The organism is Dactylosporangium sp. NPDC000244, from assembly GCF_040300725.1.
GTDB lineage: Bacteria > Actinomycetota > Actinomycetes > Mycobacteriales > Micromonosporaceae > Dactylosporangium.
On sequence record NZ_JBEPEH010000010.1, the window covers coordinates 64,254 to 87,521 of the forward strand.

Sequence of the window (23,268 nt, forward strand, 5' to 3'; positions counted from 1 at the left end):
GATCGAAGTGGGGGCCGGAGCGAGGCGAGGCTCAGGCGTCGGCTGGGGCCGCGCCGGGCGCGCCCCGATACCGGGGTTGTATCGGGTGTGACCGGCGTGGTTCCAGGCGACGCCTGAGTCCGCCGCAGCCCGGCCCCCACTTCGATCCAGCCCCTGGGATCGCCTCAGCTGAGGTCGACGACGCTGCGCCGGTCGACGGCCACGTAGTTGCCGTTGTGCTTCTTGGCCACCTTCTTCATCTCGGTGGCGATGGCGATGACCTCGCGCGGATCCGTGAACTTCCCGCTCTCGGGCGTCGCGACGGCCACCCCGATCGACAGCGTGACGAGGTTCGGGTGCTGCACCTCGCCGGTGCGGGAGACGACCTCGATGTAGCCGCGCTCGGCGTCCACCGGGTCGTACAGTGTGTCGGAGACGGCCTGGAACGCCAGGATCGCGTTCGTGGTCAGGCCCTTGAGCTGCTCCGGGGTGCAGACGATGAGGAAGTCGTCACCGCCGATGTGGCCCAGGAACGCCGGCGGCAGCCCGACTTCGACCACGGCCCGGTGCAGCGCGCGGGCGAGCCCGATGATGAACTCGTCGCCGCGCTGGAAGCCGTAGACGTCGTTGACCGGCTTGAACCGGTCGATGTCCACGTGCGAGACGGCGAAGTCGGTGCCGGCCCGGGCCCGGTCGGTGATCTCGCGCAGGATGCGGGTGTTGCCGGGCAGGCCGGTCAGCGGCGACACCTCCCGGTTCTCCTGGTTGCGCCGCAGCGTCGAGCGCACCCGGGCGACCAGTTCCATGGTGTCGAACGGCTTGACCAGGTAGTCGTCGGCGCCGGCCTGCAGCCCGATCACCTTGTCGGCGGTCTGCCCGCGCGCGGTCAGCAGGATCACCGGCATCGAGGCGGTCATCGGGTCGGCCCGCAGCCGTCGGGTCAGCTCGAGCCCGTCCAGCTGCGGCATCATCCAGTCGACCACGGCCAGCGCGGGCTTGTACTCCTGGATCATGTTCAGCGCGGTGGCCCCGTCGTTGGCCATCATCACCTCGAAACCCTCGAGATCGAGGTTCACCTTGATGAACCGGGCGATGTCGACGTCGTCGTCGACCACGAGGATCAGGTCGCGTTCGCCCACCTTTGTCCCGTCTGCTCGATTTAGGCGGCGGCGAGGCCGCGCAGCTTACGGACCGCCGCGGCCGGGTCCTCCGCGCCGTAGACGGCGGTTCCGGCCACGAACGTGTCGGCCCCCGCCTCCGCACACGCCGCGATCGTATCTTCGGCCACGCCGCCGTCGACTTCAATGCGCAACTCGAGATGACCGGTGTCAATGTGGCGACGAGCCGTGCGGACCTTATCCAGCAGGCCGGGCATGAACGCCTGGCCGCCGAAGCCGGCCTTGATGGTCATGATGAGCAGCAGGTCGAAGTGCGGCAGCAGCTCCAGGTAGCCCTCGACCGGGGTGTCCCGGTCGATCGCCAGCCCGGCCCGGCTGCCCGCCGAGCGCAGGTCCTTCGCGATCGCCACCGGGTCGGTGGCCGCCTCGGCATGGAAGGTCACGTTGTAGGCCCCGGCCTCGGCGTAGGCGCTCGCCCACCGCGCCGGGTCGGCGATCATGAGGTGGCAGTCGAACGGCAGCGTGGTCGCCCGGCGCAGGCTCTGCACCACGGGCAGCCCGATCGTGAGGTTGGGCACGAAGTGGTAGTCCATGACATCCACGTGCAGCCAGTCCGCGGCCCCTTCGACCGCCCGGGCCTCTTCGGCCAGGCGGGCGAAGTCCGCAGCGAGAATCGAGGGCGCGATCACCACGTTGTCCGACACAGGCGTGATGCTATCGGTGATCTCCCACCTCGGCTGCGAGAATGGCTTCCATGGATATTGCCGGGGATGTCGTCGAGGCCATCGTCAGCGACCACGTGCGGTTCGAACATCTCCTGCGCGTCCTGCGCACCCGTGACACCGACACCGAGTCGGTTCGGGCCCGCCGCGAGAGCGCCCGCACGGAGCTCGCCGGCCTCCTCGTCGCACACGCCACGGCGGAGGAGTCGGAGGTCTACCCGAAGCTGCGCGAGTTGTCCGGCGGCGGCGCGCACGTCGAGCACGGCGCCGACGAGCACATCGACGGGCACCGCAAGCTCCTCGCCCTGCTCGACGTCGCCGACGTGCTCGCGCCCGAGTTCGACCGCGCCGTGGGCAAGCTGGCCAACTCCCTCGCCCACCACGTCGACGAGGAGGAGCGGACGCTGCTCAACGACGCCCGTCTCCAGCTCGACGCCGCCACCCGCTCGGCCCTGGGGGTCGCCTGGCTGGCCGAGCGGGACCGGCTGATCGGGGCCGGATGCGGGCACCGCGACGCGGTCGCCGCGCTCGTCCCCGACGCCCGGCCGCCCCACCAGCGGGGCTCGCAGGAGAGCCTAGGCGCGGCGTAGCAGGGCCACGAACATCGCGTCCGTCCCGTGCCGGTGCGGCCACAGCTGCACCGTCGGGCCGGTCCCCACCTCGGGCAGGGCCGCGGGCAGATACGGCCGCGCGTCCACGAGCTCCATGTCGATCGACGAGCGCCGGGCCGCCTCCGTGACCGAGACCTCCGTCTCGGCCTGGTGCGGCGAGCACGTGACGTACGCCACGACCCCGCCCGGCCGGACCGCCCGGAAGGCCGCCTGGAGCAGCTCCCGCTGCAGCCGGGTGAGCGGCGGCAGGTCCGACGGCTGGCGGCGCCACCGCGCCTCGGGCCGGCGGCGCAGCGCGCCCAGACCCGTGCACGGCGCGTCGACGAGCACCCGGTCGAAGGCGCCCTCGGGCAGGTCCGGGTCCTTGCCGACGTCGCGGCCGTCCGCGTTGATGGTGTAGACCGGCAGCCCCTCGGTCGCCCGGGCCACGAGCGCCGCCCGATGATGGGCGACCTCGACCGCGGTCACGTGCGCGTCGCGCTGGGCGGCGAGCGCGCCGAGCAGGCCCGCCTTCCCGCCCGGCCCGGCGCACAGGTCCAGCCAGCGCTCGTCCGGCCCGTCCACGGGCGCGTTCGCGAGCACGGCGGCCACGAGCTGGCTGCCCTCGTCCTGCACGTGCGCGCGCCCGTCGCGCACGGCCGCGATCCCGCCCGGGTCTCCCCCGCCGGCGAGCACGACCGTGTACGGGGAGTAGCGCCCGACCGTCGCCCCGCGCAGCCCGCCCGCGAGGTCGGCCGCGGAGACCAGCCCCGGCCGGGCGCACAGGTGCACGGCCGGCGGCAGGTTGTCCGCGTCCAGCGCGAGCTCGGCCTCGTCGAGGGAGCCCAGCGCGTCGGCGAACGCGTTGACGATCCACGCCGGGTGGGCGTGCACCAGCGCGGCCCGGGCGATCGGGTCCGCGGGCGCCAGGTGCTCGACCCAGGCCGCGCGATCGGACTCGGCGACCCGGCGCAGCACCGCGTTGGCGAAGCCGGCCGCGCCCGGCACCAGCGAGCGCACGAGGTCCACGGTGGTCGCCACGGCGGCGTGGGCGCCGACGCGCATGTGCAGCAGCTGGTACGCCCCGATCCGCAGCGCGTCGCGCACCGGCGGGTCGATGCGCTCCATCGCCCGGTCGGCCGCGGCCGCCACGATCGCGTCGAGGGTCCCGGTCTGGCGCAGGGTGCCGTAGGTCAGCTCGGTCGCGAACGCCGCGTCCCGCCCGGACACGCCGTTCTCGCGCAGGATGCCGGGCAGCACCAGGTTGGCGTAGGCGTCGTCGCGGTGCACGGCGGCCACGGCCTCGTAGGCGGCCTCGCGGGCCGGGTCGATCGCCGGCCGGCCGCCGCGCGGGGGCCGGGCGAGCCGGTCGTCGCGCCCACCGGCCGGCCGCTGACCCGGGCCGCGCCGAGGAGCAGAGCGCATCAAGACACGAGCTCCCCGGATTCGACCCGGGCACCGCGGGCCCACGCGTCCGCGGGCATCGCCTTCTTGCCGGGCGCGGTGACGGTGCCGAGCACCACGGGCACGGTGCCGGTGCCGACGAGCACGCGGTTGCGCTCGACGACCACCTCGCCCGGGCCGGGCGCGGCCGGGCCGCCGGCGATCACGGTCGCGGCCGTGAGCGGGGTCACCGGGCCGAGCTTGAGCCGGTCGCCGCGCAGCGTCGTCCACGCGCCCGGGGCCGGGGTGCAGGCCCGAATCCGCCGGTCGACCGCGAACGCCGGATCGGACCACCGCACCTGGGCGTCCTCCACGGTCAGCTTCGGAGCGTTCGAGATGCCTTCCTGCGGCTGCGGTACCGCCGACAGAGCCCCCGCCGCGATGCCGTCCAGCACCCGCACGAGCAGCTCGGCGCCGGACCCGGCCAGCCGCTCGAGCAGGTCGCCGGAGGTGTCCCGCGGGCCGACCGCCTCCGTGAGCGTGCCGTAGACCGGCCCGGTGTCCAGGCCCTCCTCCAGCTGGAAGACGCTCGCCCCGGTGACCTCGTCGCCGTGCAGGACCGCGTGCTGCACGGGCGCGGCGCCCCGCCAGGCGGGCAGCAGCGAGAAGTGCAGGTTCACCCAGCCGTGCCGCGGAATGTCGAGGGCACTGCGTGGTACCAAAGCGCCGTAAGCGACCACGGGGGCGCAGTCCGGCTCCAGGGCGCGCAGCTGGTCCTGGAACTCCGGGTCGCGCGGCTTGGCCGGGGTGAGCACGGGAATCCCGCGCTCGCTCGCCCAGGCGCTCACCGGGGACGGGACGAGCTGCCGGCCGCGGCCGGACGGCGCGTCCGGGCGCGTGACGACCGCCACGAGCTCGTGCTGCGACGCCGCGATGGCGTCGAGGGCGGGCAGCGCCACGACCGGGGTGCCCGCGAAAATCAGCCTCACCGCAGCCTCACCGGATGCCGAAGAGCCCGTGCGGGCTCGTCTTGACGACCGGCGGCGTGTCCGGGTTGTACCACTCCGCCGACCGGATCTCCTTCATCGCCTGCTTGCGCCGCTCGGCGTCGAGCCGGTCGACGAACAGCACGCCGTCGAGGTGGTCGGTCTCGTGCTGGGCGCAGCGGGCCATCAGCCCGGTGCCGACGATCTGGATCGGGTCGCCGTGCTGGTTGAAGCCCTTGGCGATGACGTTCTGGCGCCGCTTGGTGTCGACATACACCCCGGGGATCGACAGGCAGCCCTCGGGCCCGTCCTGCTCCTCCTCGTCGGGGAACTCCAGCACCGGGTTGACCAGGTGCCCGACCACCTCGTCGACGTCGAAGGAGAACACCCGCAGCCCGACCCCGATCTGCGGGGCGGCCAGGCCGGTGCCGTTCTGCTGGTGCATCGTGTCCAGCAGATCGCTCACCAGCTTGCGCAGCTCCTTGTCGAAGTCGGCGACCGGGTCGGCGGCAGTGCGCAGCACCGGGTCGCCGAACAGACGGACGGACTGGACGGTCAAGCGGCACCTCATCTTGGAGTTCGGCAGAATTCAGCCGTCCAAGTCTAGGCTAGCTTGGATTCGTGTCCGACTCGCCTCGCGTCTCGCTGCGGTCACTCCTGCCGTACCTCCGTGATCACCGGGCCACCCTCGTCGTCGTCGGGGTCCTCTCACTGTTCGGTTCCGTCACCACGCTCGCCCAGCCGCTGCTCACCCGGGAGGTGCTCGACGGGCTGCAGGCGTCGCGCGCGGTGTGGGGCACGGTCGCCCTGCTCGTGGTGGTGCTCGCGGCGGTCGCGGCGCTCAACGCGGTCCGGGACTTCCTGCTCCAGCGCACGGCCGAGGGGCTCGTGCTCAGCTCGCGCCGCCGGCTGACGCGGCACCTGCTGCGGCTGCCGATCAGCGAGTACGACTCCCGTCGCACCGGCGACCTGCTCTCCCGCGTGGGCGCGGACACGACGCTGCTGCGGGCCGTGGTCACGTCGGGGCTGTTCGAGACCGTCACCGGCGCGGTGATGGTGGTCGGGGCGGCGGTGGCGATGCTGCTGCTCGACCCGATCCTGTTCCTCACCGCCGGGCTCGGGCTCGCGGTGGGCCTGTCGATCGCGCTGGTCTTCTCCCGCCGGGTGCGGCCCGCCTCGGAGGCGGCACAGGAGCGCATCGGGGAGATGACCAGCGCCGTGGAGCGCGCGCTCTCGGCCGCCCGCACGATCCGGGCCAGCAACGCCGAGGACCGGGAGATCGCGGCCGTCGAGTCCAGCGCCGAGGAGGCGTACCACGCGGGCGTGCGCATCGCCCGCCTCCAGGCGCTCGTCGGCCCGGCGAGCATCGCGGCCATCCAGGGCTCGTTCCTGCTCCTGCTCGGCGTCGGGGGCGCGCGGGTCGCCGCGGGCTCGATCTCCGTCGGGGACCTGGTGGCGTTCGTGCTGTACCTGTTCTTCCTGGTCATGCCGCTGGGGCAGGCGATGCACGCGTACACCCAGCTGCAGACCGGCCTCGGCGCGCTGCAGCGCATGGAGGACATCCTCGCCGTGCCCCTGGAGGCCGACGCGGGCACCGCGAGCCCGGGCGCCGGCCCGGCCGCGGTCGTCTTCGAGCACGTCACGTTCGGCTACGCGGCGGCGCCGGAGCCGGTGCTGCGGGACGTTTCGTTCACCGTGCCGTTCGGCACCCGCACCGCCCTCGTCGGCCCCTCCGGCGCCGGCAAGTCGACGCTACTGCAGCTCGTCGAGCGCTTCTACGACGTCACCGGCGGCGCGGTCCGGGTGGCCGGGGCCGACGTGCGCGACCTGCCGCGCAGGGCGCTGCGGGCCCACCTCGGGTACGTCGAGCAGGAGGCCCCGGTGCTGGCCGGCACTCTGCGGGAGAACCTGCGCCTGACCATGCCGGAGGCGACCGAGGCCCAGATGCTGGACGTCCTCGCGGCGGTCAACCTCACCGACATCGTCGGGCGCACCGCGCACGGCCTGGACGCCCAGGTCGGCGAGGGCGGCGTGCTGCTGTCCGGCGGCGAGCGGCAGCGGCTGGCCATCGCCCGCACCCTGCTCTCCGCGCCCCCGATCCTGCTGCTGGACGAGCCGACCTCGAACCTCGACGCGCGCAACGAGGTCGCCCTGCGCGAGGCGATCGACACCGTCGCGCGCGACCGCACCATGATCGTCGTGGCCCACCGCCTGTCCACCGTGGTCGACGCGGACCAGATCGTGGTGCTGGAGGCGGGCCGGGTCGCCGCCGTCGGCCGCCACGAGGAACTGCTGGAGACCAGCCCCCTCTACCGCGAGCTGGCCACGAACCAGCTCCTGGTGGCATGACCGCCGCCGCCTGGGTCGTCGCCGGGCCGCCGGGCGCCGGCAAGTCGACGGTCGCCGCCCTGCTGCTGCGCCTGCTCTCCCCCACGCCGGCCCTGCTGGACAAGGACACCGTCTACGGCGACTTCGTGGCCGCGACGCTGGAGGCGGCCGGCCGGCCCGGCGGCGAGCGCGAGGGCCCGTGGTACGACGCGAACATCAAGATCCACGAGTACGCGGGCCTCGCCGCGACCGCACGGGAGATCCGCTCGCACGGTTGCCCGGTCCTGCTCTCGGCGCCGTTCACCGGGCAGATCTCGGACGCGGCCCGCTGGCGGGCGTTCACCGCGGCGCTGGGCGGGGATCCGGTGTCGCTGGTCTGGGTCCGGTCCGATCCGCAGACGTTGCGGGAGCGGCTGATTGCGCGGGGGTCGGATCGGGACGGGCAGAAGCTGGCTCGGTGGGCGGAGTTTCTGGCGGCTATTCCGCCGGATCGGGCGCCTGTGGTGCCGCATGTGGAGGTCGACAATCGGGCTGGGGCGCCGCCGTTGTTGGAGGCGCTTTCGTCGGTTTTGGCGCGATAAGTCGGGCGCTCCGCGCACGACTTATCGGATTTATACCCTGACCGGCGATATGTCCGGAACGCAGCTTTCGGCAGGGCTCTGCCTTTGCGAAATGCCGGAAAAGACGGATTACGTCGCACGGCATCAACGCCGGCCTGGTGGCGCTGCCGCCAGGGAGGTCCGAGCGGGCCGGGCGGCCATGTGAGCCAAGCGAGTGTGCGGCTCACGCGCCTGCGTGGCCCGCGTGGGTCGAGCCGGCCACGCAGCCTGAGCGGGTCGAGCGCGCCGAGCGGGCTGAGCGCTGAGCGGGTCGAGCGCGCTGAGCGGGTCGAGCGGGTCGAGCGCGCTGAGCGGGTCGAGCGGGTCGAGCGCGCTGAGCGGGCTGAGCGCTGAGCGGGTCGAGCGCGCTGAGCGGGTCGAGCGCGCTGAGCGGGTCGAGCGCGCTGAGCGGGTCGAGCGGGTCGAGCGCCAAGCGGGTCGAGCGGGTCGAGCGGGTCGAGCGCGCTGAGCGGGTCGAGCAGGCCGAGCAGGTCGAGCGGGTGCCGAGCGAGACGAGCCAAGCGGGACAAATGAGATAAGCGAGACAAGCCGGGCGGGCCGAGTCGGGCCGCGGCGGGGTGAGCTGGGCCGAGCGGCTGCGTGGGCGGGGCCGGGCGGAAGCGGTTTACAGCAAGTCGAGCGGGTCGACCTGGATGCGGACCGGGTCGGCGGCCTTGCGCACCGAGCGCGCCCCCGCCGCCGCCTTCAACGCCAGCGCCAGTGCTTTCCCCGCTGAACGCGCCGTCCGGACCAGCATCCGCTCCTGCCCCTCCGCGGCCGGCACGGGCCCGAGCACCTCCGCGCCCGGCGGCAGCTCGGCCAGCGACAGCAACTCGGCGACCGCGGCCGGCGGCCCGGTCAGTGCCGCGATCCGCGCCGCCGGCGGAAAGCCGAGCTCGCGCCGGTCGGCGAGTTCGCGGGCCGCGAGCCAGGCCGGGTCGAAGCGCAGCAGCGCCTGCACGGCCACCAGCCCGCCGTCGGCGACCACGACCACCGGCGCGCCCGGCCGGGCCAGGGCCGCCGCCGCGAACCAGCGCCGCAGCGCCTCCTCGGTGCCGCGCAGGTCGGCGCGGGTGAGGAAGGCCCAGGCGTCGAGGAGGAGCACGGCGCCGTAGCCGCCCTCGGCCAGCGGCTCGGCGCCGGGGGTGGAGACGACGAGGGTGGACTCGTGCGGCACGACGGTGAGGATCTCGTCGCGGCCCGAGGTGCGCACGGTCGTGTCGGGGAAGGCCCGGGCGAGCTCCTCGGCCGTACGGCGGGCGCCCACGACCGCGGCGCGCAGCCGGCGGCCGCCGCACTCGGGGCAGGCGTGGCCGGCGGCGGGGCGGCCGCACCAGCGGCACACGGGAATCCCGTCGGCGGCCGGGAGGGCGAGCGGGCCGGAGCAGTGGGTGCAGCGGGCCGGGGTGTAGCAGTCGGCGCAGGCGACGGCGGGCAGGTACCCGCGGCGGGGCACCTGAATGAGCACGGGCCGGCCGCCGGCCAGGGCCTCGCGGGCGGCGCGCCAGGCGATCGTGGGCAGGCGGGCGGCCTGGGCCTGAGGGTCCCGGGCACGCTCGTGCTCCCCGACGGTCAGCACGCGCGGCATGACCCGGCGCAGCTCGTCCCGGGCGGCGCCGACCTCGATCGCCCAGCCGGTCTCGACGAGCTGTTGTGCTTCAGCGGTACGTCCGAAGCCCCCCACGATCGCCGCACACCGCTCCTGCTCGGCGCGGGCGAGCAGGACCTGACGGGCGTGCGGGTACGGGGCGCGCTGCTCGGCGTGCAGATCGTCCCCGTCGTCCCAGATGGCGACGAGGCCGAGGCCGTGCACCGGGGCGAAGGCGGCCGCGCGGGTGCCGATGACGATGCGGGCGGTGCCGCGGGCTACGGCGAGAAAGCGACGGTACCGTTCGGCCGGCCCGATCGCGGCCGACAGCGCCACGTGGTGGCCCGGGCCGCCGAGGACCCGCAGCAGGGCGGCGTCGAGGCGGTCGAGGTCCCGGGCGTCGGCCACCACGACGAGCGCGCCCCGGCCGGCGGCGAGGCTGGTCGCGGCGGCCTCGGCGAGGCGGGACGGCCAGTCCTCGCCGGGCAGGGCCGTCCAGACCGCACGGGGCGCCCGATCGTCGGCGAGGGCCCTCAGCAGCGCGGCGCCGGCCGTGTACCGCGCCCAGCCCGCCCCGAACCCACCGTCACCCGCACCGCCGTCGCGACGGGTCCCGCCCCCGCCGGCCGCGGAAGCCCCATCAGCCGAGCGGACCGCGGGGGACGAACCGCCGGAGCCGACCGCCGAGGACGAGTCACCGGAGCCGGAAACCGGAGACGACCCGCCGGAGCCGGCAACCGAAGACGACGAGGCGGGGCCGGGAGCCGACGATGCAGGGCGGGGTGAGAAGGCACCGGCGGGGATGGCGAAGGGTTCGGGCGCGGGAGCCGGCTCGGCCGCCTCGGCCCGTGCGTGGCGGGGCGGGATCGCGAGGCGCAGCACGTCGGAGAGGGTGCCCGCGTACCGGTCCGCGACCTCCCGGGCCAGCCGCGCGACGGCCGGCGTGAGCACGACCTCGGGCGAGACGACCTTCTCCAGGTACGACAGCCGCCCCTCGTGCTCGCTCGACGCGGCCCGTTCGAGCACGAACCCGTCGACGAGCTGGCCGGCGAAGCGCACCTTCACGCGCGTGCCCGGGTGGGCGGCCGCGGCGGCCTCGGCCGGCACCAGGTAGTCGAAGGGGCGGTCGAGGTGGGGCAGCGGGCTGTCCACGCACACGCGGGCGATCGGCGAATCGTCGGCCGCGCGTTTCGGCGGAGCCGCCTTGCGCGCCGCGCGCGCCTTCCCGCCGGCGTTTCCGGCAATGCGCTCGGCGGCCGCGCGCGGCTTCAGTTCCGACTCGGGGAACAACGCCGGTTCAATAGGCTCTGATGGATCGGTTGAGCGCGCATCATTGCGAGGTGAAGCTGAATGAATAGACTCTGACGGATTTCCGTCGGGCGACGGAAATGACGAAGGCCGATCAAACCGGGATCCGGGCTGATCGGCCAACGTCGGAAAAGTTTTCGAGAATGCGTCAGGCGCCGGCGGCGGACTTCAGCTCGGCCGTGCGGGAGGCCTGCTCCCACGAGAAGCCGGGAAGCTCGCGGCCGAAGTGACCGTAGGCCGCGGTCTGCTGGTAGACCGGCTTGAGCAGGTCCAGGTCGCGGATGATGGCGGCCGGGCGCAGGTCGAAGACCTCGTTGATGGCCTTCTCGATGCGCTCGACCGGCACGACCTCGGTGCCGAAGGTCTCCACGAACAGCGAGACCGGGTGTGCCTTGCCGATCGCGTAGGCCACCTGCACCTCGCAGCGGTCGGCCAGGCCCGCGGCCACCACGTTCTTGGCCACCCAGCGCGTCGCGTAGGCCGCCGAACGGTCCACCTTCGACGGGTCCTTGCCGGAGAACGCGCCGCCGCCGTGGCGAGCGTAGCCGCCGTAGGTGTCAACGATGATCTTGCGGCCGGTCAGGCCGGCGTCGCCCATCGGGCCGCCGATCTCGAAGCGACCGGTCGGGTTGACCAGCAGCCGGTAGCCCTCGGTCTCCAGGCCCAGGCCCTCGAGCTCGGGGGCGATGACGTGCTCGCGCACGTCCGGGGTGAGCAGGGAGTCGAGCGAGATGTCCGGGGCGTGCTGGCTGGACACCACGACGGTGTGCAGGCGCACCGGGCGCAGGCCGTCGTATTCGATGGTGACCTGAGTCTTGCCGTCCGGGCGCAGGTAGGGGATCGTGCCGTCCTTGCGCACCGCGGAGAGGCGGCGGGCGAGGCGGTGGGCCAGCGCGATCGGCAGCGGCATGAGCTCCGGCGTCTCGTTGCACGCGAAGCCGAACATCATGCCCTGGTCGCCGGCGCCCTGCAGGTCGAGAGCGTCGCCGCCGGCGCCCTCACGCACCTCGATGGCCGAGTCGACGCCCTGCGCGATGTCGGGCGACTGCGAGCCGATGGACACGCTCACGCCGCAGGACGCGCCGTCGAAGCCCTTCTTGGACGAGTCGTAGCCGATGCCCAGGATCGTCTCGCGGACGATCTTCGCGATGTCGGCGTAGGCGGTCGTGGTCACCTCGCCGGCGACGTGGACCTGGCCGGTCGTGATGAGCGTCTCGACCGCCACGCGGCTGCGCGCGTCCTGGGCGAGGAGCGCGTCGAGAACACCGTCACTGATCTGATCGGCGATCTTGTCCGGGTGGCCTTCGGTGACCGACTCTGACGTGAACAGGCGGCGTGCCAATGGTGCTCCTCAGGAGATACGGCGGACGAGAGATGAGTTTCGCCAGAGTGTACGACCTCGGACTGGCGCCGCGGTCGACCCCCGGCTGGGTATCACGGCGCTCCGTTGCGCCTCACACCCCGTCGATCAGGCGAAACAGGCGGCCACGCGGTCTAAAATCCTATCCGCCAGCTCGTCTTTGGGTAGGTCGGGCAACGGATCGCGACTGCCGTCGGCACCGAGGATGACGGCCTGGTTGCGCTCCGCACCGAAGGTCTTGTTCACGCCGACCTCGTTGACCACGATGAGGTCGGCCCGCTTGCGCAGCAGCTTCTCGTGCCCGGCGACGACGGCCCGCTCGAGGTCGGCGGTCTCGGCCGCGAAGGCGACGAGCACCTGCCCCTCGGGCTTGCCCGCGCCCAGCTCGGCGGCGATGTCGGGGTTGGTGACCAGCTCCAGCACGGGTGCCGTGCCGTCCACCTTCTTGATCTTGGTCTCGGACAGGTGCGCGGGCCGGAAGTCGGCGGGCGCGGCGGCCATGATCACGGCGTCGGCGCCCTTGGCGGCGGCGAGCGCGGCCACCCGCAGCTGCTCGGTGGTCTCGACCCGCACCACGTCGGCCCCCGCCGGGTCCGGCAGTGTGACGTTCGCCGCGATCAGGGTGACGCGGGCCCCGCGGGCGACGGCGGCACGGGCGATCGCGTATCCCTGCTTGCCGGAGGACCGGTTGCCGATGAACCGGACCGGGTCGATCGGCTCGCGGGTGCCGCCGGCGGTGACCACGACATGCCGCCCGGCCAGATCGGACTCCCCCGCCCCGCGGCGCAGCAGCCGGACGGCGACGGCGAAGATCTCGGCCGGCTCGGGCAGCCGCCCCTTGCCGGTGTCGGCGCCGGTGAGCCGCCCGACGGCGGGCTCGAGCACCACGGCGCCGCGGGCGCGCAGGGTGGCGACGTTGGCCTGGGTGGCGGGGTGCTCCCACATCTCGGTGTGCATGGCGGGCGCGAAGAGCACCGGGCACCGGGCGGTGAGCAGCGTGTTCGTGAGCAGGTCGTCAGCGAGGCCGTGCGCGGCCTTCGCGAGGATGTCGGCGGTGGCCGGGGCGACGACGAGCAGGTCGGCCTCGCGGCCGAGGCGGACGTGGGGCACCTCGTGGGCGCCGGTCCAGACGTCGGCGCTGACCGGCTGCCCGGACAGCGCGGCCCAGGTGGCCTCGCCGACGAAGGTGAGGGCGGCGGCGGTGGGGACGACCCGCACCCGGTGACCGGACTCGGTCAGGCGCCGCAGCAGCTCGCAGGCCTTGTAGGCGGCGATGCCACCGGCCACGCCGAGGACGACCCGAGGGCGTGCCTCGGCGGGCTGGTCAGGCATTGCTTGCTCAGACGACTTCTTCGATGCGCTCGGCGGTCAGCAGCCCGCTGTTGATCTCGCGCAGGGCGATGGAGAGCGGCTTCTCCTGCGGCGTGGTCTCCACGAGGGGACCGACGTATTCGAGCAGGCCCTCGCCCAGCTGGCTGTAGTAGGCATTGACCTGGCGGGCACGCTTCGCCGCGAAGATCACCAGGGCGTACTTCGACGTCGTCTTTTCCAGCAGCTCGTCGATCGGCGGGTTGGTGATCCCCTGCGGGTCTGCCACGGTTCCGGCCACGGATCTAAACCTCAACACTTTCGGAATTGACGGCTCTTGCGAGCGAACCGCACAACCCTACCAGAGCCCCGGCCCGACTGAGCAGCCGGAACGCCGACGCGCCCGGACCGGAGAGGTCCGAGCGCGTCGGGATGATGCAACCGGTCCGGGGGGACCGCCGGGGGCTCACTTGCCGCCGGCGAACTCCCCGAGCAGGGCCTTGCGCTGCTGGTCACCGAGACCGCGCAGGCGGCGGCTCTCGGCGATCTTCAGCTTCTCCATGATCTGCGTTGCCCGGATCTTTCCGATGCCGGGCATCGCCTGGAGCACGGCCGAGACCTTGAGCTTGCCGACGACGTCGTCGGACTCCGCACGGTCGATCACGGCGGCAAGCGTCGTCTTGCCCTGCTTGAGTTGCTCCTTCAGCTCAGCGCGAGCCTTACGGATCTCAGCCGCCTTTTCCAAAGCGGCCGCGCGCTGTTCCGGGCTCAGTGACGGGAGCGGCACCAGGTCTCCTCAGGTCCCTTGAAAAAAGTGTTGATGGTCTAGCGCCGGGAAAACTAGCGGTCAGAAGCCATTTCGGCAACGTCGGAAGGCAAGATCGACGCCTTGTGAAGATTCGATGATCACGCAGTGACCGCAATTGCGGACGCACAGGAATCACGCGCACGGTCCGCCGCGGCCCGCAACGCGGCCTGATCCGGACCCGCCGAGAGGACCTCACGCGACCACGACGGCAGAACGAGATCGAGCGCGTTCCCGAATACGGCGCGCAGATCCTCGGCCTTTCCGCCCTGCGCGCCGAGGCCCGGCGCGAGGATCGGTCCATTGAGATCGGTCAGCCTGTGGCCGGTCGGCCCGACGGTCGCGCCGACCACCACGCCGATGTCGCCCATCGGGCTCACACCCGCATTGACCTGCGAAATCTCGTCGATGATGGTCTGCGCGACGGTGCGCCCGTCGGCCGCGACGGCCCGCTGGACGGCCGCGCCCTCGGGATTGGAGGTGAGGGCCAGGACGAACGCGCCGAGCCCGTTTTGGCGGGCCTTGTCGATGATCGGGCGAAGCGCACCGAAGCCGAGGTAGGGACTGACCGTGACCGCGTCGGCGCACAGCGGGGAGGCCGGATCGAGGTACGCGTCGGCGTACGCGGCGGCCGTCGAGCCGATGTCGCCCCGCTTGACGTCGAGAATCACGAGGCTCCCGGAGCCGCGCAACTGTCGGATAACCGACTCGAGCACCGCTATGCCTCTTGAGCCGAAACGCTCAAAAAAGGCGGACTGGGGCTTGATCGCCGCGACCCGTCCGGCCAGGGCCTCTCCGACCGTCCGACCGAACGCTTCCAGGCCCTTGACATCGTCGGAGAGGCCCCAGGCGGCCAGGAGGGAGGGGTGAGGGTCGATGCCCACGCACAGCGGCCCCAGCGAGTCCATGGCGGCCCGCAGACGGGCCCCGAAAGCATCAGTCACGTCGCGCTCCTCGTCGCTGCGACGGCTCCGCGCACGAGCGCCGGGCCGTGGTAGATGAAGCCGGTGTAGAGCTGCACGAGCGCGGCGCCCGCGTCGAGCATCCGGGCGGCGTCGTCGGGGCGCGTGATGCCGCCCACGCCGATGACCGGCAGCCCGGACTCCTTGGCCACGAACCGCACGACCTCGAGGGCCCGCGGGGCGAGCGGCCGCCCGCTGAGCCCGCCGGCCTCCGGGGTCGTCACGCCGGGGCGCTCGATGGTCGTGTTGGTCGCGATGAGCCCGGCCACGCCCAGCCCGAGGCAGACGTCGAGCAGGTCGCCCAGGGCGGTCTCGGTCAGGTCGGGGGCGACCTTGACCAGGATCGGCACCTCGCCGCCGAGCGCCTGGGCCTCCGAGCGCAGGGCGCCGAGCAGGGCCGACAGGTGCGCCTTGTCCTGCAACTCGCGCAGGCCCGGCGTGTTGGGCGAGCTGACGTTGACGGCGAAGTACGAGCCCAGGCCGTACAGCTGCCGGAAACTGTGCACGTAGTCCTCGACGGCGCCGGTCAGCGGGGTCACCTTCGACTTGCCCAGGCTGATGCCCAGCGGCACCGGGAGCGGCCCCAGCGCCCGCAGCCGGGCCGCGAGGGCCTCGGCGCCGGCGTTGTTGAAGCCCATCCGGTTCACGATCGCCTCGTGCTCCGGCAGGCGGAACAGCCGCGGCCGGTCGTTGCCCGGCTGGGGGTGCCGGGTGACGGTGCCGACCTCGACGAAGCCGAAGCCCAGCCGCGGCCAGGCACCCAGGGCCCGGCCGTCCTTGTCCATGCCGGCGGCGAGCCCGACCGGGTTCGGGAAGTCCACCCCGAACACGGTCCGGCGCGCCCCGGGCGGGCTCAGTGCCCGCCGCGCCCGGGGCAGCCGTGCGAGCATGCGCAGGGTCCGCTCGTGCACCGACTCGGCGTCGCCGCCGTGCAGCCGGAACAGGACCGGGCGGACCGTGCGCTCGTAGAGGCCGGTCACCGCGCCTGCCGCAGGGCCGCGTGCAGCTCCTGCAGCGGGCGGACCGTCATCTCCCCGCGGATGAGCGCCTCGACGCCCATCACCGCGGCCGCCGCGCCCGGCAGGGTCGTGATGCAGGGGATGTCGGCGACGACGGCGGCGCTGCGGATCTCGTAGCCGTCCTGGCGCCCGCTGGAGCCCTGCGGGGTGTTGATCACCAGGTCGACCTCGCCGCCCGCGATGAGGGAGACGGCGTTGCGCCCGGCGCCCTCCTCGAAGTGCTTGGGCACGATCTCGCACGCCACGCCGTAGCGGCGCAGCACCTGCCCGGTGCCGGCCGTGGCCACGATCGCGAAGCCGAGGTCGGCGAGGCGCTTGACCGGGAAGACGATCCCACGCTTGTCCCGGTTGGCCACCGTGACGAGCACGGTGCCGGAGGTGGGCAGCGAGCCGTACGCGGCCGCCTGCGACTTGGCGAAGGCGTGCCCGAAGGACGGGTCGATGCCCATGACCTCGCCGGTCGACTTCATCTCGGGGCCGAGCAGGTTGTCCACGCCCTTGCCCTCGGCGGTGCGGAACCGCTTGAACGGCAGCACCGCCTCCTTCACGGCGACCGGCGCGTGCTCGGGCACCGACCCGCCGTCGCCCTCGGCCGGCAGCAGCCCCTCCGCGCGCAGCTCGGCGACGGTGGCCCCGAGCGCGATGCGGGCGGCCGCCTTGGCCAGCGGCACCGCGGTCGCCTTGGACACGAACGGCACCGTACGGGAGGCGCGCGGGTTGGCCTCGAGGACGTACAGCACGTCGTCCTTGAGCGCGTACTGCACGTTGAGCAGCCCCTGCACCCCGATCCCGCGCGCGATGGCGACCGTGTACCGGCGCACCTCGGCCAGGTGCACGGCCGCGAGCGTGATCGGCGGCAGCGCGCAGGACGAGTCGCCGGAGTGGATGCCGGCCTCCTCGATGTGCTCCATCACGCCGCCGAGGTACACCTCGCCGGTCGCGTCGCACAGCGCGTCGACGTCGATCTCGATGGCGTCGTCGAGGAAGCGGTCGACGAGCACCGGGTGCGCGGGCGAGATCTCGGTGGCCCGGCCGATGTAGTCGCGCAGGGTCGGCTCGTCGTAGACGATCTCCATGCCCCGCCCGCCGAGCACGTAGGACGGGCGCACCAGCACCGGGTAGCCGATCTCGTCGGCGATCCGCTTGGCCTCCGGGAACGTGGTCGCGGTGCCGTGCGCGGGCGAGCGCAGCCCGGCCTCGGTGAGCAGCTGGCCGAAGAGGCCGCGGTCCTCGGCGAGGTCGATCGCCTTGGGCGACGTGCCCACGATCGGCACCCCGGCCCGCTCCAGGCGCTCGGCGAGCCCGAGCGGGGTCTGCCCGCCCAGCTGCACGATGACGCCCACGACGCCGGGGCCGCCGGCGGCCCGGCCCGAGCTGTCCTCGGCGTGCACGACCTCGAGGACGTCCTCGAAGGTGAGCGGCTCGAAGTACAGCCGGTCGGCGGTGTCGTAGTCGGTGGAGACGGTCTCCGGGTTGCAATTGACCATGACGGTCTCGAAGCCCTTGGCCCGCAGCGCCATGACCGCGTGCACGCACGAGTAGTCGAACTCGATGCCCTGGCCGATGCGGTTCGGGCCGGAGCCGAGGATGATCACCTTCGGCCGGTCGGACGGGGTGACCTCGGTCTCGTCCTCGTACGTGCTGTAGTGGTACGGCGTCCCGGCGGCGAACTCGGCGGCGCAGGTGTCGACCGTCTTGTAGACCGGCCGCAGCCCGAGGCGGTGGCGCAGCGAGCGCACCCCGTCCTCGCCGGCGAACTCGGGCCGCAGCGCCGCGACCTGGCGGTCCGACAGCCCGGCGCGCTTGGCCCGGCGCAGCAGCGGCAGGTCGAGCACGGCGGCGTCGATGATCTCGGCCCGCAGCTCCACGAGCGCGGCGAGCTGGTCGACGAACCACGGGTCGAAGCCCGACGCGGCCGCGACCTCCTCGACGGTGTGACCCTGGCGCAGGGCCAGCTCCGCGGTGTAGAGGCGCCCGTCGTGCGGGACGCGCAGGTCCCCGAGCAGCGAGGCGTCCGGCACCGTCCAGAAGCCCGCGGCCTTCGTCTCCATCGAGCGCATGGCCTTGCCCAGCGCCTCGGCGAAGGTCCGCCCGAGCGACATCGCCTCGCCGACCGACTTCATCGTGGTGGTGAGCTCGGCGTCGGCGCCGGGGAACTTCTCGAAGGCGAAGCGCGGGATCTTCACCACGACGTAGTCCAGCGACGGCTCGAACGCGGCCGGCGTCTTGAGCGTGATGTCGTTGGGGATCTCGTCGAGCGTGTAGCCGATGGCCAGCTTCGCCGCGATCTTCGCGATCGGGAAGCCGGTCGCCTTGGAGGCCAGCGCGCTGGAGCGGGACACCCGCGGGTTCATCTCGATGACCACGAGCCGCCCGTTGGCCGGGTTCACCGCGAACTGGATGTTGCAGCCGCCGGTGTCGACCCCGACCTCGCGCAGCACGGCGATGCCGAGATCGCGCAGCTTCTGGTACTCCACGTCGGTGAGCGTCATCGCCGGCGCGACGGTCACCGAGTCGCCGGTGTGCACGCCCATCGCGTCCACGTTCTCGATCGAGCACACGACGACGACGTTGTCGTGCTTGTCGCGCATGAGCTCGAGCTCGTACTCCTTCCAGCCCAGCACGCTCTCCTCGATGAGCACCTCGTGCACGGGCGAGGCGGCCAGGCCGCCGCCGGCCAGCCGCTCGAGGTCCTCGGGGGTGTGGGCCATGCCGGAGCCGAGCCCGCCCATGGTGAACGAGGGCCGGATGACGACCGGCAGGCCGAGGTCGGCGACGGTGGCGTGCACCTCGTCCATGGAGTGGCACACCCGCGAGCGGGGCGTCTCGCCGCCGGCGCGGGCGACGATGTCCTTGAACAGCTGCCGGTCCTCGCCGCGGCGGATGGCGTCGATGTCGGCGCCGATGAGCTCGACGCCGTACTTCTCCAGCACGCCCGCCTCGTGCAGGGCCACCGCGGTGTTGAGCGCGGTCTGCCCGCCGAGGGTGGCCAGCAGCGCGTCGGGGCGCTCCTTGGCGATCACCTGCTCGACGAACTCGGGCGTGATCGGCTCGACGTAGGTCGCGTCGGCGAACTCGGGGTCGGTCATGATGGTCGCCGGGTTGCTGTTCACCAGGCTGACCCGCAGGCCCTCGGCCCGCAGCACGCGGCAGGCCTGGGTGCCGGAGTAGTCGAACTCGCACGCCTGCCCGATGACGATCGGACCGGATCCGATGACGAGGACGTGCCGGAGGTCGGTGCGCTTAGGCATTGGTCTGCATCAGCTCCGCGAATCGATCGAACAGGTAATCCGCGTCGTGCGGCCCCGCTGCCGCCTCCGGGTGGTACTGCACGGTGAAGGCCGGCGTGTCGAGGCAGCGCAGGCCCTCGACCACGTTGTCGTTGAGGCAGACGTGGCTGACCTCGACGGCGCCGAACTCGGTGTCGGCCCTGGCGTCCAGCGGCGCGTCGACCGCGAAGCCGTGGTTGTGGCTGGTGACCTCGACCTTGCCGGTGGTGCGGTCGAGCACCGGCTGGTTGATGCCACGGTGGCCGTAGCCGAGCTTGTAGGTGCCGAAGCCGAGCGCCCGGCCGAGGATCTGGCTGCCGAAGCAGATGCCGAAGAGCGGGATGCGCGCGCCCAGCACCGCCTTGGCCAGGCTCACCGGGCCGTCGGCGGTCGCCGGGTCGCCGGGGCCGGGCGAGAAGAAGACCGCGTCGGCGCCGAGCGCCCGGATGTCCTCGAGCGTCGCCGAGGCGGGCAGCACGTGGGTGGTGACCCCGCGGGCGGCGAGCCGGCGCGGGACGTTGCGCTTGATCCCGAGGTCGATCGCGGCGACCGTGAACCGGTGCTCGCCCTCGGCCTGCACGGTGTACCGCTGCGCCGTGCTGACCTCGGCGGACAGGTCGGCGCCGAGCATCTGCGGCTGGCGGCGGACCCGCTCGAGCAGCGCCTGCGGGTCGGACTCGACGCTGGAGACGCCGACCCGCATGGCCCCGCGCTCGCGCAGGTGCCGGGTGAGCGCCCGGGTGTCGATGCCGCTGATGCCCACCACGTCCTCGGCGGCCAGCCGGTCCTCGAGGCTGCCGGTGGCGCGCCAGTTGGAGTGGCTGCGGGACGGGTCGCGCAACACGTAGCCGGCCACCCAGATCCGGTCGGACTCGTCGTCCTCGTCGTTGACCCCGGTGTTGCCGATCTGCGGCGCGGTCTGCACGACCACCTGGCGGTGGTAGGAGGGGTCGGTCAGCGTCTCCTGGTAGCCGGTCATGCCGGTGTTGAAGACGGCCTCGCCGAAGGTCTCGCCGATGCCACCGAACGCCTCACCCCGGAAGGTGCGCCCGTCCTCCAGGACGAGCAGGGCCTCTCTGCGCCTCACCGTGTCGCCTTTCCGTTCAGCACCGTCGGCTCGCCGCGCAGGTAGGTCGCGTCGATGCGGCCGCGCAGCTCCATTCCGGCGTAGGGGGTGTTGCGGGAGCGGCTGGCCAGGGCCGTCGGGTCGACGGTCCAGCGCACGCTCGGGTCGAAGATCGCGATGTTGGCGGGCTGCCCGACGGCCAGCGGCGTCCCGTGCCCGCTCAGCCCGGCGATGCGGGCCGGCGCGGCCGACATCCACTCGGCGATGCGGTCCCAGCGCGGGCCCATCGTCTGCACCACGATCGCGAGCGCCGTCTCCAGCCCGAGCATGCCGGGCCGGGCGTACGCCCACTCGCACTCCTTGTCCTCCACGCTGTGCGGGGCGTGGTCGGTGGCGACGCAGTCGATGGTGCCGTCCAGCAGGCCCTCGCGCAGGGCCAGCACGTCGGCCTCGGTGCGCAGCGGCGGGTTGACCTTGAAGACCGGGTCGTACTGGGTGGCGCGGTCCTCGGTGAGCAGCAGGTGGTGCGGGGCGACCTCGGCGGTGACCCGCCAGCCCTTGGACTTGGCCCAGCGGATCAGCTCGACGCTGCCCGCGGTGGAGACGTGGCAGATGTGCAGCCGCGCGCCCACGTGCCCGGCGAGCAGCACGTCGCGGGCGATGATCGCCTCCTCGGCGACGGCCGGCCAGCCGGTGAGCCCGAGCCGCGCGGCGACCGCGCCCTCGTTCATCTGCGCGCCGATGGTCAGCCGCGGCTCCTCGGCGTGCTGGGCGATCACCCCGTCGAAGGCCTTCACGTACTCCAGCGCGCGGCGCATGAGCCGCGGGTCGTGCACGCAGTGCCCGTCGTCGGAGAAGACCCGGACCTTCGCCGCGGAGTCGGCCATCGCGCCGAGCTCGGCGAGCTGCTCGCCGGCCAGGCCCACGGTCACGGCCCCGATCGGCTGGACGTCGACCAGGCCGGCCTCGCGCCCGAGCCGCCACACCTGCTCGACCACGCCCGCGGTGTCGGCGACCGGCGAGGTGTTGGCCATCGCGCACACGGCGGTGTAGCCGCCCAGCGCCGCGGCCCGGGAGCCGGACTCGACGGTCTCGGCGTCCTCGCGGCCCGGCTCGCGCAGGTGGGTGTGCAGGTCCACGAGCCCGGGCAGCGCGATGGCGGGCCCGGTCTTCGCCGGGTCGATCGCGGCGATGACGCCGTCCTCGACGGTGATCTCGCCGAGCTGGGTGTTGGAGATGATCACGATTTTCCTCCGAGCAGCAGGTAGAGCACGGCCATCCGCACGGAGACGCCGTTGGCGACCTGTTCGACGATCGTGGAGCGGGCGGAGTCGGCCACCTCGGGCGCGATCTCCATGCCTCGGTTCATCGGGCCCGGGTGCATGACGATCGCGTGCTCGGGCAGGCGGCGCATGCGGGGCACGTCGAAGCCGTAGCGGCGGGAGTACTCGCGCTCGGAGGGGAAGTACGCCTGGTTCATCCGCTCCCGCTGCACGCGCAGCATCATCACCACGTCGGCGTCGGGCACCACCGCGTCGAGGTCGTAGCAGGTGCGGGCGGGCCACGCCTCGACCCCGACCGGCAGCAGCGTCGGCGGCGCGACGAGCGTCACCTTGGCCCCGAGCGTGTGCAGCAGCTGCACGTTGGAGCGCGCGACCCGCGAGTGCAGCACGTCGCCGACGATCACGACGTTGAGGCCGGCGAGGCGGCGGAGGCGGCTGCGCATGGTGTACGCGTCCAGCAGCGCCTGCGTCGGGTGCTCGTGGGTGCCGTCGCCGGCGTTGACCACGCTGCCGTCGACCCAGTTGGCGAGCCGGTGCGGCGCCCCGCTGGCCGGGTGGCGCACCACCACGGCGTCGGCGCCCATCGCCTGCAGCGTCAGCGCCGTGTCCTTGAGACTTTCACCCTTGGAGACGCTGGAGCCCTTGGCGGAGAAGTTGATGACGTCGGCGGACAGGCGCTTGGCCGCGGCCTCGAAGGAGATCCGGGTGCGGGTGGAGTCCTCGTAGAAGAGGTTCACCACGGTCCGGCCGCGCAGCGTGGGCAGCTTCTTGACCTCCCGTGCGGCCAGGCTCGCCATCTCCTCGGCGGTGTCCAGCACCAGGGTGGCGGTCGGCGCGTCGAGGTCGGCCGCGCTGAGCAGGTGCTTGATCATGCCCGGTCCCCCCTGCTCTTGATCAGGACGGCGTCGCTGCCGTCGATCTCGGCCGTCAGCACCCGCACGTTCTCGTCCATCGAGGTCGGGATGTTCTTGCCCACGTAGTCGGCCCGGATGGGCAGCTCGCGATGGCCGCGGTCGACCAGCACGGCCAGCTGGACGGCGCGGGGCCGGCCGAGGTCCTTGAGCGCGTCGAGCGCGGCGCGGACCGTGCGCCCGGAGAACAGGACGTCGTCGACGAGGATCACGCGGCGCCCGTCGAGGCCGCCGGGTGGAATTTCCGTGTGACCCACAGCACGCGTCGCGTGGAGCCGCAGATCGTCTCGGTAGAGCGTGATGTCCAACACACCCACCGGGACATCAAAGCCCTCGAACGCGGCGATCCGGGCAGCCAGACGGCGAGCCAGCGGAACGCCACGAGTAGGTATGCCCAGCAGCACCGTTTCGGCCGCTCCGGACGTCTTTTCCAGAATCTGATGGGCAATCCGGTCCACCACACGGGCGACATCCGTCGCCGTTAGGATGGTTTTACCCAGCTCAGTGCCGGTTGTCGGGGACGACAAAACCAGACCTCCTTCCCCGCCTCTCCGGACGGGTCGTTAAAGGACGTCGAACGTCAACTACCCTAACAACCGCCCTGACCAGGGCAACGGAAGGGTCTCGACCACTTGACCCCGCGTCGTGCGCCAGTTACGGTCACGCTCCGTAGCGATCGCTGGG

At 72.9% G+C, this 23,268-nt stretch carries 20 protein-coding genes; 3 read left to right on the top strand and 17 right to left on the bottom strand.

Annotation, left to right across the window (positions count from 1 at the left end; translation table 11 throughout):
* Positions 1-164: 164 nt before the first annotated feature.
* Together ABT369_RS15875 and rpe are read right to left on the bottom strand one after the other, a co-directional pair.
* Complete coding sequence (locus ABT369_RS15875; RefSeq protein ID WP_350612560.1) at positions 165-1,118, bottom strand: GGDEF domain-containing response regulator; 954 nt, start codon at positions 1,116-1,118, stop codon at positions 165-167.
* A 20-nt stretch (positions 1,119-1,138) separates the two neighbouring features.
* Positions 1,139-1,801 carry a ribulose-phosphate 3-epimerase gene (rpe, locus tag ABT369_RS15880; RefSeq protein WP_350612562.1) on the bottom strand — a complete coding sequence of 221 codons (663 nt, stop codon included), beginning with the start codon at positions 1,799-1,801 and terminating at the stop codon, positions 1,139-1,141.
* Between the two features lie 50 nt (positions 1,802-1,851).
* Here rpe and ABT369_RS15885 point away from each other — a divergent pair, with 50 nt between their 5' ends.
* Positions 1,852-2,409 carry a hemerythrin domain-containing protein gene (locus ABT369_RS15885; RefSeq protein WP_350612564.1) on the top strand — a complete coding sequence of 186 codons (558 nt, stop codon included), beginning with the start codon at positions 1,852-1,854 and terminating at the stop codon, positions 2,407-2,409.
* Here the strand turns inward: ABT369_RS15885 and ABT369_RS15890 are convergent.
* The 3 genes from ABT369_RS15890 to def are packed head-to-tail and all read right to left on the bottom strand — an operon-like array spanning position 2,395 to position 5,337.
* Positions 2,395-3,834, bottom strand: a complete 1,440-nt coding sequence (locus ABT369_RS15890) for an RsmB/NOP family class I SAM-dependent RNA methyltransferase (protein WP_350612565.1) — start codon at positions 3,832-3,834, stop codon at positions 2,395-2,397. The two genes, ABT369_RS15885 and ABT369_RS15890, sit on opposite strands and share 15 nt — an antisense overlap.
* The gene (fmt, locus tag ABT369_RS15895) at positions 3,834-4,781 is read right to left on the bottom strand and encodes a methionyl-tRNA formyltransferase (protein WP_350612567.1); all 948 of its coding nucleotides are present in this window, start codon (positions 4,779-4,781) and stop codon (positions 3,834-3,836) included. Before fmt ends, ABT369_RS15890 begins: the two co-directional genes overlap by 1 nt.
* A gap of 7 nt (positions 4,782-4,788) precedes the next feature.
* A complete protein-coding gene (gene def, locus ABT369_RS15900; RefSeq protein ID WP_350612568.1) occupies positions 4,789-5,337 on the bottom strand; it encodes a peptide deformylase in 549 nt (182 codons plus the stop codon).
* Positions 5,338-5,399: 62 nt separating this feature from the next.
* Here def and ABT369_RS15905 point away from each other — a divergent pair, with 62 nt between their 5' ends.
* Positions 5,400-7,127 carry an ABC transporter ATP-binding protein gene (locus ABT369_RS15905; RefSeq protein ID WP_350612570.1) on the top strand — a complete coding sequence of 576 codons (1,728 nt, stop codon included), beginning with the start codon at positions 5,400-5,402 and terminating at the stop codon, positions 7,125-7,127.
* On the top strand, positions 7,124-7,687 hold the full coding sequence (locus tag ABT369_RS15910; protein ID WP_350612572.1) for a P-loop nucleotide/nucleoside kinase family protein: 564 nt from the start codon (positions 7,124-7,126) through the stop codon (positions 7,685-7,687). Before ABT369_RS15905 ends, ABT369_RS15910 begins: the two co-directional genes overlap by 4 nt.
* Before the next feature lie 643 nt (positions 7,688-8,330).
* Here ABT369_RS15910 and ABT369_RS15915 read toward each other — a convergent pair.
* The 12 genes from ABT369_RS15915 to pyrR form a co-directional block, all read right to left on the bottom strand.
* Entirely contained in the window at positions 8,331-10,445 is a 2,115-nt protein-coding gene (locus ABT369_RS15915; RefSeq protein ID WP_350612827.1) for a primosomal protein N', read from the bottom strand.
* A gap of 304 nt (positions 10,446-10,749) precedes the next feature.
* Entirely contained in the window at positions 10,750-11,943 is a 1,194-nt protein-coding gene (metK, locus tag ABT369_RS15920; RefSeq protein ID WP_350612574.1) for a methionine adenosyltransferase, read from the bottom strand.
* A 126-nt stretch (positions 11,944-12,069) separates the two neighbouring features.
* Positions 12,070-13,293 (bottom strand): bifunctional phosphopantothenoylcysteine decarboxylase/phosphopantothenate--cysteine ligase CoaBC, encoded by a 1,224-nt coding sequence (gene coaBC, locus ABT369_RS15925; RefSeq protein WP_350612576.1) that lies wholly within the window; start codon positions 13,291-13,293, stop codon positions 12,070-12,072.
* 7 nt (positions 13,294-13,300) lie between these two features.
* Positions 13,301-13,570 (bottom strand): DNA-directed RNA polymerase subunit omega, encoded by a 270-nt coding sequence (gene rpoZ, locus ABT369_RS15930; RefSeq protein WP_350612578.1) that lies wholly within the window; start codon positions 13,568-13,570, stop codon positions 13,301-13,303.
* A gap of 165 nt (positions 13,571-13,735) precedes the next feature.
* Positions 13,736-14,056, bottom strand: a complete 321-nt coding sequence (gene mihF, locus ABT369_RS15935) for an integration host factor, actinobacterial type (protein WP_190253177.1) — start codon at positions 14,054-14,056, stop codon at positions 13,736-13,738.
* Positions 14,057-14,175: 119 nt separating this feature from the next.
* Entirely contained in the window at positions 14,176-15,018 is an 843-nt protein-coding gene (gene pyrF, locus ABT369_RS15940) for an orotidine-5'-phosphate decarboxylase (protein ID WP_350612580.1), read from the bottom strand.
* Complete coding sequence (locus ABT369_RS15945; protein ID WP_350612582.1) at positions 15,015-16,016, bottom strand: quinone-dependent dihydroorotate dehydrogenase; 1,002 nt, start codon at positions 16,014-16,016, stop codon at positions 15,015-15,017. Before ABT369_RS15945 ends, pyrF begins: the two co-directional genes overlap by 4 nt.
* Entirely contained in the window at positions 16,013-19,306 is a 3,294-nt protein-coding gene (gene carB / locus ABT369_RS15950; RefSeq protein ID WP_350612584.1) for a carbamoyl-phosphate synthase large subunit, read from the bottom strand. The genes ABT369_RS15945 and carB overlap by 4 nt, the downstream gene beginning before the upstream one ends.
* Positions 19,299-20,411: a glutamine-hydrolyzing carbamoyl-phosphate synthase small subunit gene (carA, locus tag ABT369_RS15955; protein WP_350612586.1), complete on the bottom strand. Its 1,113-nt coding sequence runs from the start codon at positions 20,409-20,411 to the stop codon at positions 19,299-19,301. Before carA ends, carB begins: the two co-directional genes overlap by 8 nt.
* A complete protein-coding gene (locus ABT369_RS15960) occupies positions 20,408-21,634 on the bottom strand; it encodes a dihydroorotase (RefSeq protein WP_502891766.1) in 1,227 nt (408 codons plus the stop codon). Before ABT369_RS15960 ends, carA begins: the two co-directional genes overlap by 4 nt.
* On the bottom strand, positions 21,631-22,545 hold the full coding sequence (locus tag ABT369_RS15965; RefSeq protein ID WP_350612588.1) for an aspartate carbamoyltransferase catalytic subunit: 915 nt from the start codon (positions 22,543-22,545) through the stop codon (positions 21,631-21,633). The genes ABT369_RS15960 and ABT369_RS15965 overlap by 4 nt, the downstream gene beginning before the upstream one ends.
* Entirely contained in the window at positions 22,542-23,111 is a 570-nt protein-coding gene (pyrR, locus tag ABT369_RS15970; protein WP_350612590.1) for a bifunctional pyr operon transcriptional regulator/uracil phosphoribosyltransferase PyrR, read from the bottom strand. The genes ABT369_RS15965 and pyrR overlap by 4 nt, the downstream gene beginning before the upstream one ends.
* Positions 23,112-23,268: the final 157 nt, after the last annotated feature.

What these genes read in the sequence shown, in the direction of transcription:
- ABT369_RS15965 (WP_350612588.1), bottom strand. Translation starts at nt 22,545, where the DNA reads ATGATCAAGCACCTGCTCAGCGCGGCCGACCTCGACGCGCCGACCGCC.
- ABT369_RS15910 (WP_350612572.1), top strand. Translation starts at nt 7,124, where the DNA reads ATGACCGCCGCCGCCTGGGTCGTCGCCGGGCCGCCGGGCGCCGGCAAG.
- ABT369_RS15890 (WP_350612565.1), bottom strand. Translation starts at nt 3,834, where the DNA reads ATGCGCTCTGCTCCTCGGCGCGGCCCGGGTCAGCGGCCGGCCGGTGGG.
- ABT369_RS15885 (WP_350612564.1), top strand. Translation starts at nt 1,852, where the DNA reads ATGGATATTGCCGGGGATGTCGTCGAGGCCATCGTCAGCGACCACGTG.
- coaBC (WP_350612576.1), bottom strand. Translation starts at nt 13,293, where the DNA reads ATGCCTGACCAGCCCGCCGAGGCACGCCCTCGGGTCGTCCTCGGCGTG.
- carB (WP_350612584.1), bottom strand. Translation starts at nt 19,306, where the DNA reads ATGCCTAAGCGCACCGACCTCCGGCACGTCCTCGTCATCGGATCCGGT.